Origin of the sequence: Nonomuraea deserti (assembly GCF_004348685.1) — a bacterium.
Taxonomy (GTDB): domain Bacteria; phylum Actinomycetota; class Actinomycetes; order Streptosporangiales; family Streptosporangiaceae; genus Nonomuraea; species Nonomuraea deserti.
In genome coordinates, this window is record NZ_SMKO01000007.1 from 80,029 (window position 1) to 92,971 (window position 12,943).

Annotated in this window: 12 protein-coding genes and 1 pseudogene; 4 read left to right on the forward strand and 9 right to left on the reverse strand. The window is 71.1% G+C overall.

The window, feature by feature from the left end; all coding sequences use genetic code 11:
* Positions 1-5 precede the first annotated feature (5 nt).
* Positions 6-1,241: a hypothetical protein gene (locus E1292_RS53465; RefSeq protein ID WP_246089933.1), complete on the reverse strand. Its 1,236-nt coding sequence runs from the start codon at positions 1,239-1,241 to the stop codon at positions 6-8.
* 134 nt (positions 1,242-1,375) lie between these two features.
* On the opposite strand from E1292_RS53465, the gene E1292_RS04945 reads away from it, so the two are divergent.
* A complete protein-coding gene (locus E1292_RS04945; RefSeq protein ID WP_132592429.1) occupies positions 1,376-1,669 on the forward strand; it encodes a PLD nuclease N-terminal domain-containing protein in 294 nt (97 codons plus the stop codon).
* Here the strand turns inward: E1292_RS04945 and ccsA are convergent.
* The 5 genes from ccsA to E1292_RS04970 form a co-directional block, all read right to left on the reverse strand.
* Positions 1,666-2,709 (reverse strand): cytochrome c biogenesis protein CcsA, encoded by a 1,044-nt coding sequence (gene ccsA, locus E1292_RS04950; RefSeq protein WP_132592431.1) that lies wholly within the window; start codon positions 2,707-2,709, stop codon positions 1,666-1,668. The two genes, E1292_RS04945 and ccsA, sit on opposite strands and share 4 nt — an antisense overlap.
* Positions 2,699-4,258, reverse strand: a complete 1,560-nt coding sequence (gene resB, locus E1292_RS04955; RefSeq protein WP_132592433.1) for a cytochrome c biogenesis protein ResB — start codon at positions 4,256-4,258, stop codon at positions 2,699-2,701. Before resB ends, ccsA begins: the two co-directional genes overlap by 11 nt.
* A complete protein-coding gene (locus E1292_RS04960) occupies positions 4,258-4,980 on the reverse strand; it encodes a cytochrome c biogenesis CcdA family protein (RefSeq protein ID WP_132592435.1) in 723 nt (240 codons plus the stop codon). Before E1292_RS04960 ends, resB begins: the two co-directional genes overlap by 1 nt.
* The gene (locus E1292_RS04965) at positions 4,973-5,539 is read right to left on the reverse strand and encodes a TlpA family protein disulfide reductase (protein WP_342775606.1); all 567 of its coding nucleotides are present in this window, start codon (positions 5,537-5,539) and stop codon (positions 4,973-4,975) included. The genes E1292_RS04960 and E1292_RS04965 overlap by 8 nt, the downstream gene beginning before the upstream one ends.
* A gap of 83 nt (positions 5,540-5,622) precedes the next feature.
* Entirely contained in the window at positions 5,623-6,261 is a 639-nt protein-coding gene (locus E1292_RS04970) for a histidine phosphatase family protein (RefSeq protein WP_132592437.1), read from the reverse strand.
* A 115-nt stretch (positions 6,262-6,376) separates the two neighbouring features.
* On the opposite strand from E1292_RS04970, the gene E1292_RS04975 reads away from it, so the two are divergent.
* Complete coding sequence (locus E1292_RS04975) at positions 6,377-7,234, forward strand: EamA family transporter (protein WP_165974388.1); 858 nt, start codon at positions 6,377-6,379, stop codon at positions 7,232-7,234.
* Here the strand turns inward: E1292_RS04975 and E1292_RS04980 are convergent.
* Both E1292_RS04980 and E1292_RS54790 read right to left on the reverse strand, forming a co-directional pair.
* The gene (locus E1292_RS04980; protein WP_132592441.1) at positions 7,227-8,147 is read right to left on the reverse strand and encodes a LysR family transcriptional regulator; all 921 of its coding nucleotides are present in this window, start codon (positions 8,145-8,147) and stop codon (positions 7,227-7,229) included. The two genes, E1292_RS04975 and E1292_RS04980, sit on opposite strands and share 8 nt — an antisense overlap.
* 677 nt (positions 8,148-8,824) lie before the next feature.
* Positions 8,825-9,252 (reverse strand): annotated as a pseudogene (locus tag E1292_RS54790) (enoyl-CoA hydratase-related protein).
* A gap of 3 nt (positions 9,253-9,255) precedes the next feature.
* Here E1292_RS54790 and E1292_RS50905 point away from each other — a divergent pair.
* On the forward strand, positions 9,256-9,402 hold the full coding sequence (locus E1292_RS50905; RefSeq protein WP_165974389.1) for a hypothetical protein: 147 nt from the start codon (positions 9,256-9,258) through the stop codon (positions 9,400-9,402).
* Positions 9,399-9,695 (forward strand): serine hydrolase, encoded by a 297-nt coding sequence (locus tag E1292_RS53475; RefSeq protein ID WP_132592443.1) that lies wholly within the window; start codon positions 9,399-9,401, stop codon positions 9,693-9,695. Before E1292_RS50905 ends, E1292_RS53475 begins: the two co-directional genes overlap by 4 nt.
* On the opposite strand, the gene E1292_RS53480 is transcribed toward E1292_RS53475, so the two are convergent.
* A complete protein-coding gene (locus E1292_RS53480; protein ID WP_132592446.1) occupies positions 9,593-12,832 on the reverse strand; it encodes a type 2 lanthipeptide synthetase LanM family protein in 3,240 nt (1,079 codons plus the stop codon). The two genes, E1292_RS53475 and E1292_RS53480, sit on opposite strands and share 103 nt — an antisense overlap.
* Positions 12,833-12,943 lie beyond the last annotated feature (111 nt).

Sequence of the window (12,943 nt, forward strand, 5' to 3'; positions counted from 1 at the left end):
ACCACCTAGATTCCGTAGCGCCGGTTGAAGAACAGCATGACGTCGAGCGCCATCCGCGTGTCGCCCCCGAGCATGTCCACCAGGGCAGGACGCTGGCGGGAGGCGATGGCGGCGAAGGCGTCGGCGAAGAACTCCTTACGTCCCAGCCCGCCTCCCTGGCGGTGGAACGTCGAGGCCAGCACCGGCATGGCCGTCTCGTAGAGCCGCACGAACTCAGGCGAGTCCGAGACCCACTCGCCGTGCGCCGAGTCGACGTCGTCGATGGCGTGGCCGACCTCGTGCATCATCACGTCAGGAGTGGGCGAGGGGCGGTCGCCCACCACGATCTTGCGATCTCCGTACGCGCCCGCGCAGATGTCCCAGGTCGCGCGGCCCGACGGTAAGGGGGCGCCGCGTAAGTAGCCCATGTCGTCGAGGTCGGGCACGCCTCCCCGGCCGACGTAGATGCCTTCGAGTCCGGCCGCGAGCTTGTCCTTGAGACCGTCGGGCAGCCGGGCCAGGCTCTCCACCGCGTGGACGACCTCGGGGGACGGCGGTCCTCGCCGGACGTCCCACTGCCGGTGCAGGATCTGCTCCAGCTTGCCGCAGTGGCGTAAACCGTCGCCCATCGAGGGCACGTCGGGCCGGTTCGGCTGCGCTCTGAGCGGCTCGTCGTTGAGCTCGAAGTCGTACCAGGTGTAGCGGGGGCGCTCGGCCACGGCGGCGGGCAGCCGCGCGCGGCGCTCGCGCACCGTGAAGGCGTCCCACGTCACCTGGCGCTCGCGACGGCCCGGCGGCGTCTCCGCCTCGGCGCCCGGCCACGCCCCGCGCTCGGGACGGTCACCGCGTCCCGGCTCCCCGCCGCCCGGCCACGCCCCGCGCTCCGGCTGCTCGGCCCCCGGCCAGTGCCCGCGGTCCTCCCCGCCCGGCCACGTCCTGCGGTCGGGCTGGTCCCCGCCCGGCCACGGCCTGCGGTCCGGCTGCTCGGCTCCCGGCCACGTCCTGCGTTCCGGCTGGTCCGCGCCGGGCCAGGCCGACCGCTCCGGCCGGCCGCTGAGCTTGCCGCTGCCCGCCGGACGGCGGCTGTCCGTGCCCTCGCGTTCCCTGGCCGCCGCGCGCGCCTCCCTGCGCCTCTCGCGGGCGTTGGACCAGAACGAGCGGTCGGAGTCGGGCGGCGCCTCGCCGCGCCGGGAGAAGAGGTAGGAGCCGCGCCGCCACCAACGGCCGCGTCGATGCCGGCCCTTGTCGTGAGAAAAGGCCATCGCACCTCTCAACGCCGTGAAGCCCATGCAGACCGGCACATCGGGTTCCACCGTACGACGTCGATCTTCCCCTAGTCACCCGAAATGGGACATCAAGCGGCACGATCACGCTGAGGATGGCTTACAGTTCGGGCATGGCAGGTGTTCTAATCGGCCTTGGGCTGCTCGCCTTCTGGCTCTTCTCCCTCTTCGACGTGGTGACCACGCCGGAAGACGAAGTTAGGAACGTACCAAAAGCGCTCTGGATCCTGATAGTCGTGCTGATCCCGCTGCTCGGCGGCCTGGTGTGGATGGCCCGTGGCCGTCCGCGGGCCCCTCGGGCGGCATGGCCCGTCCCTCCGGGCCCCGGCACGCCGAAGGGACCGGACGACGACCCCGACTTCCTCCGTGACCTCGACCGCCGCATGCGCGGCGACGACGTCAGCTAGTCCACGTCGGCGTAGCTGTGCAGGCCCTCGAAGAAGATGTTGACCCCGATCAGGTTGAACAGGAGGCAACCGAACGCCACCAACTGCACGATCGTCGCCGACCTCCCCCGCCAACCGGCCGTCACCCTGGCATGCAGGTAGGCGGCGTAGGCGACCCATGTGATGAACGCCCACACCTCCTTGGGGTCCCAGCCCCAGTAGCGGCCCCACGCGCGGTCGGCCCAGAGGGCACCCGCGATGACGGCGAACGTCCACACCGGAAAGGCGAACACGATCGCCCGGTGCGCCACCCGCTCCAGGTCGGCGCGGGCCGGCAGACGCGAAAGCCCGTCGCCGCGCAGCAGGTAGAGCACGCCTGACACGCCCGCGATCGTGAACAGGCCGCTGGCGACGATCGCGGCGGAGACGTGGATGGCGATCCAGTACGAGTCGAGCGCCGGCACCACCGGCCCCGCCGTGGTGTAGAAGGCCTTCACCGCGAGGCCGAGACCGAGCGCGACGGTGACCATGACGAAGGAGCCGAGGAAGCGCACGTTGGCGCGCAGCTGGGTGACCAGGAACGCGGTCACGGCGGCGAAGCAGATGGCCACCACGAACTCGTACATGTTGCCCCAGGGCCACCGGTCGACGGCCAGGCCGCGGGTGGCGATGGCGCCGAGGTTGGCGGCCCAGCCGAGCCAGGCGAGCGCCAGGGCGGCCGTCCCGGCCCTGACCGCGGCCCTGGACGGCGGCGCGCCGTCGTCGCCGGCCGCGGCGACGTCTCCTCCGGACGCGGGCGCCGTCGCGTCGCCGCCCGCGTCCACGTGGTCGCCCGGGAGTCCCGTGACCGCGTCGCGGCCCGGCGCCCCGTCGCCGGCTGGGGCGCCGACCGCGACCGGCTTCCTGGCGCCGAGCGCTCCGCCCGCGGACCGCGCGGCCACGCCGGGACGGGCCCGGCCGAAGGCGAGCTCGATCGCGAACCCGACCATGGCGACGACATAGAGCAGGACGGCGGCGACGACGAAAAGGTCGCTCAGCTCGGCGAGTTGCTCAGCGGACATCCTTTTCTCCTGCTGATAGATCCTTGACGATGTCGGCGAACTCCTCGGCGAAGCCCGCCGCGGAGCCCTCTGTGCGGGTCAGGCCGCCCACCTCGACCTTGCCACCCTCGATCCTGACGAACACCCTGCGCCGCCTGATCATCAGCGACAGGGCGATGGCGACGACGGCGGTGCCGCCCGCCACCAGCGCGGGAAGGCGGCCAGGGTCGTAGGCCGTCTGGAGCGTGATCCACTCCTTGACCCCGGTGAACTCGATCTTGCCCACGCCGCCCGGCAGGTCGACCGACTGGCCCACGGCCAGCGGCTTGGGCGTGTCGGAGGCCATGAGCAGCGGGTTGAGCTTCTTCATGACCTCGGGCGGCGCCAGCTCGTAGACCGACTGCGGCCGGCCCGAGCGCACGCCCAGGTCGCCGGAGAAGGCCCCGAGCAGTTGCACCTCGGGGTTGAGCTCGCCGGGGAAGGCGGAGACGTGGCTGCCGTCGGTCAGCGGCACGCTGGTGGGCAGGAACCGCAGCAGGAAGCCCAGTTGCTCCGGCTGCGCGTCGGGCGCCTTGACCACGCATCCCGAGGTCATCGTGGCCTTGTCCTCGATGAGGCACGGGACGGGCCCTTCGAAGGCCACCTGGCCCTTGCCGTCGGTCACCCTGAAGACGGGGGCGTAGCCGTTGCCGATCAGGTAGGTCTGGGTGCCGCCGACGTCGAGGGGCTCGTTGACCTTGAGCTCGTAGTCGCGGGCGGGCGCCTCGGGCGAGTCGTTGACCTTCAGGCGGGCCGAGTAGTCGAGCACCTGGCCCTTCCTGTCGCCCGTGACCTGGTAGGAGACCTTGAGGTCGGCCAGCTGGAAGGAGAACGGCTCCAGCGACTCCGCCGACACCTGGCTGCCGGGCATGAACCGGTCGTAGGCGGCCACCGTGTTGGCGAACCCGTCGTCCTCGACGACCAGGACGTTGCCCCGGTAGCCGAAGAGCGAGCCGGCGCCGATCGCGACCAGGATGCCGAGCAGGGCGACGTGGAAGAACAGGTTGCCCGTCTCGCGCAGGAAGCCCTTCTCCGCCGACACCCAGCCGTCGCCGGTGGCGACGCGGAAACGCATCCTGCGCAGCCGCCGTGCGGCCTGCTCGACCGTGAGGTCGCCGTCGAACGTGGCGGAGTGGGGCAGCCTGGACGGCCGTTTCGGCGCGGCGGGCGGCTTGCGGCGCAGCTCGCGCAGGTAGGTCGCGGTGCGCGGCACGATGCAGCCGATGAGCGAGGTGAACAGCAGCAGGTAGACGGCGGCGAACCAGGTCGAGGTGAACACCTCGAAGAGCTGGAACCTGTCGTACCACTCGGCCAGGGCCGGGTCCTGCTCGTAGATCGCGGCCACCTTGTCGGGCTCGACGCCGCGCTGCGGCACCACCGAGCCGGGCACGCTGCCGAGGGCCAGCAGGAACAGCAGGATCAGCGCCGTCCGCATCGAGGTGAGGGTGCGCCATCCCCAGCGCAGCCAGCCCACCGGCCCGAACCCGGCCGGCTTGGGCGAGCGCGGCTTCTCCAGCTCCTGGACACTCATCAGATCACCGGCTCGAAGGCGCCGATCAGACCCTGCATGGCCGCGATCATCTCTCCCCAGAGCCCGGTCACGAGCAGCACGCCGACGGCCACCATCATGCCGCCGCCGATCCTGGTGATCAGGCGCGAGTGCTTGCGGATGGCACGGAACGTACGCAGGGCCTTGCTGTAGGCGAGCGCCGCCCCCACGAACGGCAGCCCCAGCCCGAGCGCGTACGCGACCGCCAGCAGCGCACCTCGCCCGGCGCTGCCCTCGTTGAGCCCGAGCGCCAGCACGACGGCCAGCGTGGGCCCGATGCACGGGGTCCACCCGAGCCCGAACACCACCCCGAGCAGCGGCGCGCCCGCCAGCCCCGCGGACGGCAGCCGGTGGATGCGCACGTCGCGCATCAGGCCGGGTATGGCGCCCAGGAACGCCAGCCCGAGCAGGATGGTGAGCACGCCGAGCACCCGCGTGATGATCTCGGCGTTGCCGAGCATGACCGACCCGAGCCCGCCGAACAGCGCCCCGCTGAGCACGAAGACCAGCCCGAACCCGGCCACGAACAGGACCGTGCCGAGCACCAGCCGCCCCCGTCTGGGGTCGGCGCTCATGCCGGTCACGTAGGACAGGTAGCCGGGCACCAGCGGCAGCACGCACGGCGACAGGAACGACACCACCCCGGCGAGCACCGCGATCGGCACTGCGAGCAGCAGCGAGCCCGAGGCGACGACGTCATTCATCGCGCACCTTGGTCACCGCGTCGAGCAGGTCGGTGTATTTCACCGCGCCCAGCGCCCTGGCCGCGATCCGGCCCTGCTCGTCGATGATCAGCGTGGACGGGATGGCGGCCGGCGGCACCGTGCCCTGGAAGGCCAGCGCGACCTTGCCGGGCTGGTCGAAGATGTGGGGATAGCCGGTCTTCTCGGTGCGCTCGAACGCCAGCGCGTCGGCCTGGCGGTCCTTGAAGTCGACGCCGAGGAACTCGACCCCGCTGTCCTTGGTCTTGGCGGCGACCTCCTTGAGCACGGGCGCTTCTGCCCGGCACGGGCCGCACCACGAGGCCCAGAAGTTGAGCACCACGACCTTGCCCTTGTGCGCGGCGAGCGATGCGGTGCCCCCGTCGAGGGTGGGGCCCTCGATCGCGGGCGCCGGCTTGCGCTCGCCCGCCTCGAACACCTGCATCTTCCCGTCGCCCGCGACGAAACGGGTGTCGCCCGCCTGCGGCTGGCCGCTCTGGTTGCCCGCGCAGCCGGCGACCATCGCAGCCAGGAGAACGAGAAAGATGGACTTGGTGCGCACGGAGGAAGATCTCCTTGTACTACAACCGGTAGAGCTTGCAACTCTACCGGCGACTCCGCACGCCCCGGACACCGGGGAGCGCCTCAGGCCCCGGGGACGGAGGGGCCGGGATCGAGCGAACCGGCCGGCTCGCTGTAGCCCACGCTGACCAGACGATCTCCGTCGAACGTGAACGTGGTGATGCTGGCCAGCGCGCACTGCCTGCGCCGGGGATCGTGCCAGAGCCTGCGCCGCTCGGCGGCCATCCTGATCGCCCAGATGGGGAGCTGGTGGCTGACGAGCACCGTCTCGTGCCCGCGCGCCGCCGCTCTGGCCTCGTCGATCATCGAGCGCATGCGCTGGACGATGGCCGGATAGGACTCGCCCCATGACGGGCGGAGCGGATTCCAGAAATAGCGGTAGTTGCGCGGGTTGCGCAGCAGCGCCAGGCCGGGCCCCGCCGTACGGCCCTCCAGCAGGTTGCCGGCCTCGATCAGCCGCACGTCCTGCGTGATCCCGAGGCCGAGCTTGTCGGCGAGCGGCGCCGCGGTCTCCATCGCCCGTTCGAGCGGCGAGCTGTAGACGGCGACGATGTCGCGGCCGCCGACCGACTTGGCGACCGTCTCGGCCATGAGCCGGCCAGTCTCCGACAGGTGGTAGCCGGGCAGCCTGCCGTAGAGAATGCCTTTGGGGTTGTGCACCTCACCGTGGCGCAGAAGGTGGACGACGGTCAATTCAGCCATGGTGTGGCACAGCCTATCCGCTCGGCCGCGCCCAGCCACGCGCCGAGCCCTTGGGGCCGTGTTCGCCCGGCGTTCACGCGACGGTAAAGTCGCCCTCCTGAGGGGAGGCGCCGGGTTGAGTCCATGGGCACTCGTCCTCATTCTGGTCGCCGCCGTCGCCCACGCCTCGTGGAACGTGCTCAGCAAGAAGGCTTCCCAGGCCGACGGCCTTGTCTTCGTCTGGCTTGTCGCCGTCGCGGCGGCGGTCGTGTGGGCGCCGCTGTTCGCCGGGTTCCTGATCGTCACGGCCACCCTCCCGACATGGCAGGACCTCGCCGTGATCAGCGGCAGCATGGCCCTGCACCTCGGCTATTTCGTGCTGCTCCAGCGGGGGTACGGAACCGCGGACCTGTCGGTCGTCTATCCGGTCGCGCGCGGCACCGGGCCGATGCTGGCCAGCCTGGCCGCCGTGCTGTTCCTCGGCGAGCGGCCGTCGCCGGCCGGCGTGGCGGGGATCGTGCTGGTCGGGGTCGGCGTGTTCATGCTCAGCGGCGGCAAGGCGAAAGGCGGGCTCAAGGCGGTGGCTCCCGGGCTCGCCACGGGGGTGTTCATCGCGGGTTACACGGTGTGGGACTCGCAGGTGGTGACGGCGTTCGCGGTGGCGCCGCTGATGCTCAACTATCTCGGCGAGGCCGCACGTGCCCTCGTGCTCGCGCCCGTCGTGCTGGGCACGCGGCGGAAGCTGGTGCTGCCCGTGTGGCGCGAGCACCGGTTCCGGGTGGTGGGGACGGCGGTGCTGATCTTCGTTTCGTACGTGCTGGTGTTGTTCGCCTTCACGATGGCGCCGGTGAGCGTGGTGGCGCCGGCCCGCGAGGTCAGCGTGCTGATCGGGGTCCTGCTCGGCGGGCGGCTGCTGGCCGAGGGCGACCTGCGGCGCAGGCTGCTGGCGGCGGGCGTGATCGTCGGCGGCATCGTGGCCGTCACGCTCAGCTGACGGCCCAGGCGTTCGCCTGCGTCCTGCTCGCCTCGGCGAGCGCCTCGACCATGGCCCTGATCGCGGGGCGGCGGGCGGCGTCGGAGCGCCAGATCGCGTAGATGCGGCGTGACTGGCGCGGCCTGAGGGGGACGAGGCTCACGCCGTCGGGCACGCAGTCGCGGCCGAGCCGCGGCACGATCGCGCAGCCCAGCCCGGCAGCCACGAGCGCGAGCTGGGTCGGATATTCCTCGGCCATGCAGGCGATCACCGGCTCGATCGAGGCGCTGCGCAACGTGAAGACCAGCCAGTCGTGGCAGACGGTGCCCGGCGAGCCGCTGATCCACCGCTCGCCGTGCAGCTGGGCCAGCTCCAGCTCCTTCCTGCCCGCCAGCGGATGGTCGGCGGGGATCGCGACGTCGGCGATGTCGTCGAGCAGCGTGGCCCTGGACAGGCCGTCGGGGATGGCCATGGGCCTGTTGAGCCAGTCCTGGATCACGCCCAGGTCGAGCTCGCCCCTGGCCACGTCGCGCACGACGCGCTCCGGATCCCGCTCGTGCAGCTGCACCCACAGGTCGGGGTGGTGCTTCCTGAGCTCGACGAGGGCGGCGGGCATCAGGCCGCGCGAGGCTGTGGGGAAGGCGGCGGCGTTCAGCCGGCCGACGACCTCGCCGCGCAGCGCCTCGAAGTCGGCCTCCGCGGTCTCGACCAGGGCGAGGATGCGCTCGGCGTGCTCGGCGAGCAGGCCGGCCGCGTCCGTCAGCCGCACGCCGCGACCGTTGCGCTCCATGAGCTTGGCGCCGGTCTCCCGCTCCAGCTTGGCGATCTGCTGGGACACCGCCGACGGGGTCACCATCAGCGCGTCGGCGGCGGCTCCGACCGACCCGTAGACGTGCACGGCGTGAAGGGCCTTGAGCCGGTTCAAGTCCAACATGTAAGTCAGTCTAAATGGTTTAGCGTAGAAAGTCTCGCTTGTGGTTGACTGTGTAGCAGATGAAAATAGATGCATGAGAATCATCAAGCTGAAGAGGCAGCGTCCCGACACCCTGTCGTACCTCAAGGTCCTTGCCGAGCAGGCTCGCGAGCAGCGCATCCGCTACCAGAAGCCCGCTCGCTGAGTGCGGCCCCGCCGTCTCGCCCTCGCCGTCGGCCTGGCCTCGTGCCCATGGTCACGCCCGCTCCGCCACTCGTTGGCTCCTACGTCGCTCTCTCGCGGCGAGCTCCTGCGCTTGGTCTGAGGCTTCAACTTCGTCGTCATGCAGACCGGCCTGCGGCACTTCGCACCCCTGCAGTACGCCGGCCTCAGGTTCGCCCTGGCGGCGTTCCCGCCCTGCTGTTCGTGGGGCGGCCGGGGGTCGCATGGCGCTGGGTGGCCGGGGTGGCCGCGGCCATCGGCGTGGGCCAGTTCGGCCTGCTGCTCGTCGGCATGCCGGCCGGGCTGAGCTCGCTCGTCCTGCAGACGCAGGCACTGTTCACCGTGCTGTTCGCGGCGACGCTGCTCGGGGAGCGGCTCACCGCCCGCCGCGTCACGGGGCTGGCCGTCGCGTTCTGCGGGCTCGCCCTGGTCGCCTTCGACTTCGGCGTGTCGGGCCCGATCGGAGCCTTCGCGCTTTACGTGGCCGCCGCGGCCGCCGCGGCCGCCTGGAGCGTCGGCATCATCGTCCAGCGCAGGGCCGCGCCACCCGACTCGCTGCGCTTCATGGTCTGGGTCAGCGCCCTGTCGACGCCGCCGCTCCTGCTGGCCTCGACGGCATCCATGTTCCGGCCGGTCAGGCACATCTCCATGGCCTTGGCCTTGCCGACCGCGCGGGTCAGCCGCTGGGAGCCGCCGATGCCGGGGATGACGCCCAGTTTGGTCTCTGGCTGGCCGAGACCGCGGTGTCGGCGGCGAGCACGATGTCGCAGAGCATGGCCAGCTCGCAGCCGCCGCCCAGCGCGTACCCGGACACCGCCGCCACCGTGGGCTTGCGCACCTGGCCGAGCCGGTCCCGGTCGTCCCGAAGGGTTTCCAGAACGCCATCGAGTACGGCCGCAACCATGTCGTGGACATGACCGTGACCAGTTCCACCTCCACCTGGGCCTCCGGCGACCTGATCTCCAGCACTGCCGATCTGGAGACGTTCATCAAGGCTCTGTTCGGCGGCAAGGTGGTGTCGGCAGCGGAGCTTACGCACATGTTCACGGAGTGACCACCAGCCACCGGCCGATCGACCTGGTCAAGCTGTCGAGCGCCAAGCCCTGCCCGGTGGAGATCGGAACCTTCAACTACTCCAACACTAACTACCTCCTGCTGGGCATGATCATTGAAAGGGTGACCGGCAAGACCCTGGCCGCCGAACTCGACCGACGGCTGCTCACCCCGCTCGGCATGAAAAGCACCTACCTGCCCACCACACCAACCGAAGAAATCAAAGGCTTGCCCGCCTGCAGGGTGAGCACCGAAGGGACGCCACCGGGGTCGGCGGCCCTCAGCAGGCCATAGCCGATCCCGGACAGTCCGACCATCAGGCTGGGGGTGGAGAGTCCGAACGGCACTCCGCACATCCAGCCGTTGGTCTTCATGCTGCCGAGTATGCCGGCGGTGCGGCGGGCCGCCTCGTCCCGCAGGTCGGGGCGGCACAGTACCGACGAGGCGGTGAGCAGCAGGTCGAGTGAGCCGAAATCGCCATGGCACAGCGAGTGGGACCGCCCGAAGCCCGCGCGCCTGGTCGTCGCGATGGAGGCGGCGATCTCGGCGTCCACCTCCGGGTCGTCAGCGAGCGGTCCGGTACGGATCGCCAACCGGCCGAGCCCGACCCCGACCGCGCCGTGGCACCACGCGCAGATGCCGGTCCGGTCGGCTGCCAGCGTGCGGACGTCTCGCCAATCTCCGATCTCAGGATCGAACAGGCCGCGCTCGTAGCCGAGCGCCTCGTGGCACATCGCCGCGTAACGCCGCTCGCCGAGGAGTGCCGCGGCCTCAGCGAGCGCGAACGCGATGCCGGCCGTACCGTGCCCGAAGCCCGCAAGCGGGACATTGGCCAGCCCGTCCTCGCGCATCCAGGCCGGCACCCACCCGGCGCCGAGGGGATGTCTCTCCGCGGACTCCACCAGCCGGTGCGCCGCCTCGGCGATCACCGTAGCCGCAGGGCCTTCCGGGCGGACGGCGTGCAGGGCGCGCAGGGCGGCGATGGTTCCCGCCGAGCCGCCCACCATGTCGTAACGGGTGTCATGCTCCGCCGTCCCGAGCAGGCTGGCGGCGATGGCCTCGGCCTCGTCAACGAGCGAGCCGTCGTCGAGCAGCGCGCTCAACCGGCAGAACGCGTACACCACGCCGGGCAGCCCGGCCATGCCCGCCGGCACCGTGATGAGGCCGCGGTCGAGCTGCGCGCGAACGGTCGCCACGGTGTCGCGCGCGAGGTCCGTGTGGCGCCGCTCGCCCGTCATCGCGCCCAGGGTGGCCAGGAACAACGCGACCCCGGACAGACCGTTGAACACGTCGGGACGCAGCGGGCCGAGTGACCAGTTGCGTCCGGCCTGGGAGCCCAGCCCGAGCCACTGGGCGCTGCCCTTCCGGCGAAACGCCTCCCGCGCGAGCTGATCGCCGACCTTCTGGGCGGCGACCAGCAGGTCGGCCGCGGGGACCCTGTCACCCTGATCGGGCAGGGGATACTCGGGGAACTCGAGGTCGTCCGTGGCGTTTATCGCGACGGTCGCCAGCGATCCGCGGATCAGCCGCAACTGCCCGTCGAGATGTTCGTCGTCCCTGCCGGCCAGGTCCTGCCGAACCCGCTCGAGCGCGCTGCCCAGCTCGATCCCCGGCACCGGACGATCGTCACTGTCGAACAGCGTGGTCCGCCCCGGCCGACTGGAGAAATAGGGGATGTCGTTCCGCCACAGGTCGGCGCGTTCCGCCGGAACACACGCCCCCAGCGCGGGGGTATCGGTCACCTGGCGCCATAGGAAATCGAAGTGGCGGTCCCGATCCAGCCCGTCACGGAGCACGTCGGGGTGGAATCCCGTCCGCAGCAGCGTGCCGTACGTCATCGTCGATCGCAGCAGGACCCGCACGTGGTCGTCGCCGAAGGCCGCCAGGGGACCGTCATCGGCGGCCAGACGGTCTTTGTGGGCCCGGCAGAGCACGTGCAGCTCGGTGTAGCCGGCGATCAGGTCGTCGGTGTAGTCGAGCAGGTTCAGTTCGGCGTCCTTGGCGACCGGACGGTTGTCCGGCATGTTCAGCGGCATGCGTTCCAAACGTACGCGCATACGGTCGGTGCCGACCCCGGTCAGCACGGGCAGCCCCACCGAGGTGCGTTGCCCAGGCCGGTATCCGAGACCGCTCAGATCGACGGCCTTGCCGTCCCTGGTCGGCCACGCCGTCGCGGGAAGCAGGCCGACCTGCAGAACGGAGGCGGCGGCCGCCTCCTCCGCGGCCCGCTCCGCCTCGGTCGAGCGGGCGTCACCGGGCGGCAGCACAGGCTGCAGGACGGTCTCCACGTCCACCAGGACAGGTTGATCGCCCGCGGCGATCAGATTCTCCGCGTGGCTGTCGTTCGCACGCAGCAGTTCGAGCAGTGCGAGCAGCACGCCCTGGCGGTGGTAGAACCGCCGTACGGCGGCCTCGTCGGCGCACGGCTCCGCGCGTACGAACTCGACCCACCCGTGGCCGCCGCAGTCGAGGTGGGTGAGGGTGCGCATCGGCAGGCGCAGGCCCGCGGCGTTCAACCATTCCAGCAGGTCGGCGAAGTGCTCGTCGACGCGCAGCGAACGCGGTTTGTAGACCAGCACCAGGCCGCTTTCCCAGCGCACTTTGGCCACCGCCTGGCCGCCGCGATGTCGGTCACCGACACCGGTGACGACCTCGGCGACGCATCCGATCTCTGAGCCTGAGGCGAACCTGTTCCGGATCGCCTCGGCGTCGGAGACGATCCGCTCGGCCAGTACGCGGCTGTTGACGAGCCACTGGTCAACAGCTGTCGCCAGTTGTCTTGCGAGCACCGGGTAGTCGCGAAGCAGCGTCCACTGGCGGGACGGCTTGGACAGCGCGTCGAGGAACGCAGCGAAACGTTCCTCGGATGTGCCGTCGGGCAGCTCGCCGCGCATCCCGGCCAGGTGAAGCTCCAGTGCCAGCGTGCGGCTGAGCATCCCCTGGACGACCCACGGCAACGGCGCGTAGACCTGCTCGAGCAGCTCGCCGGGGCGGAACGGCGCGGGCGTCGCCTCTCCGGCCAGCCGTTCAAGTACGGCGCGCAGCCTGCCACGGGCATCGTCGAGCAGCGGCCAGGCGGCGCGCGCAAGGTACGGCGAGTGGCCGTCCACCTCTGGCAGCAGGACGTCGTTCGTCCCATCGCCGTCGGCGTACGGAGGCCCGGCCATCGCGTGCTGCAGCCGCGCCGCCCAGGCTGGCTGGCCGAGTCGCCTCGCGAGCGCGTCTGCGGGCTCGCCCAGCAGGGCCAGCAGGGACTTCTCGTCGAGGTCGTCCGCGCGGAGGCGCAGGCACCACAGCTCGGGATTGTCGAAGGGCGGCCGCCGCCAGCGGTTCAGCCGTCGCAGGGCCGACTCCCCTGAGGCGCCGTCCGGAGCGGATGCCGCTTCAGGTGAGCTGCTCCGCAGCCGCTCGGTCAACGGCGTTCCGCGCACGAGAGGGTAAAGGGCTGTGGGATCCATTCCGCATCTCTCTGGGGCAGGAGCGGTGCGGGGACGACCGGCTCACGCGATCCCGCAGCCCGCACCGCCCACCGCACCCGAGGT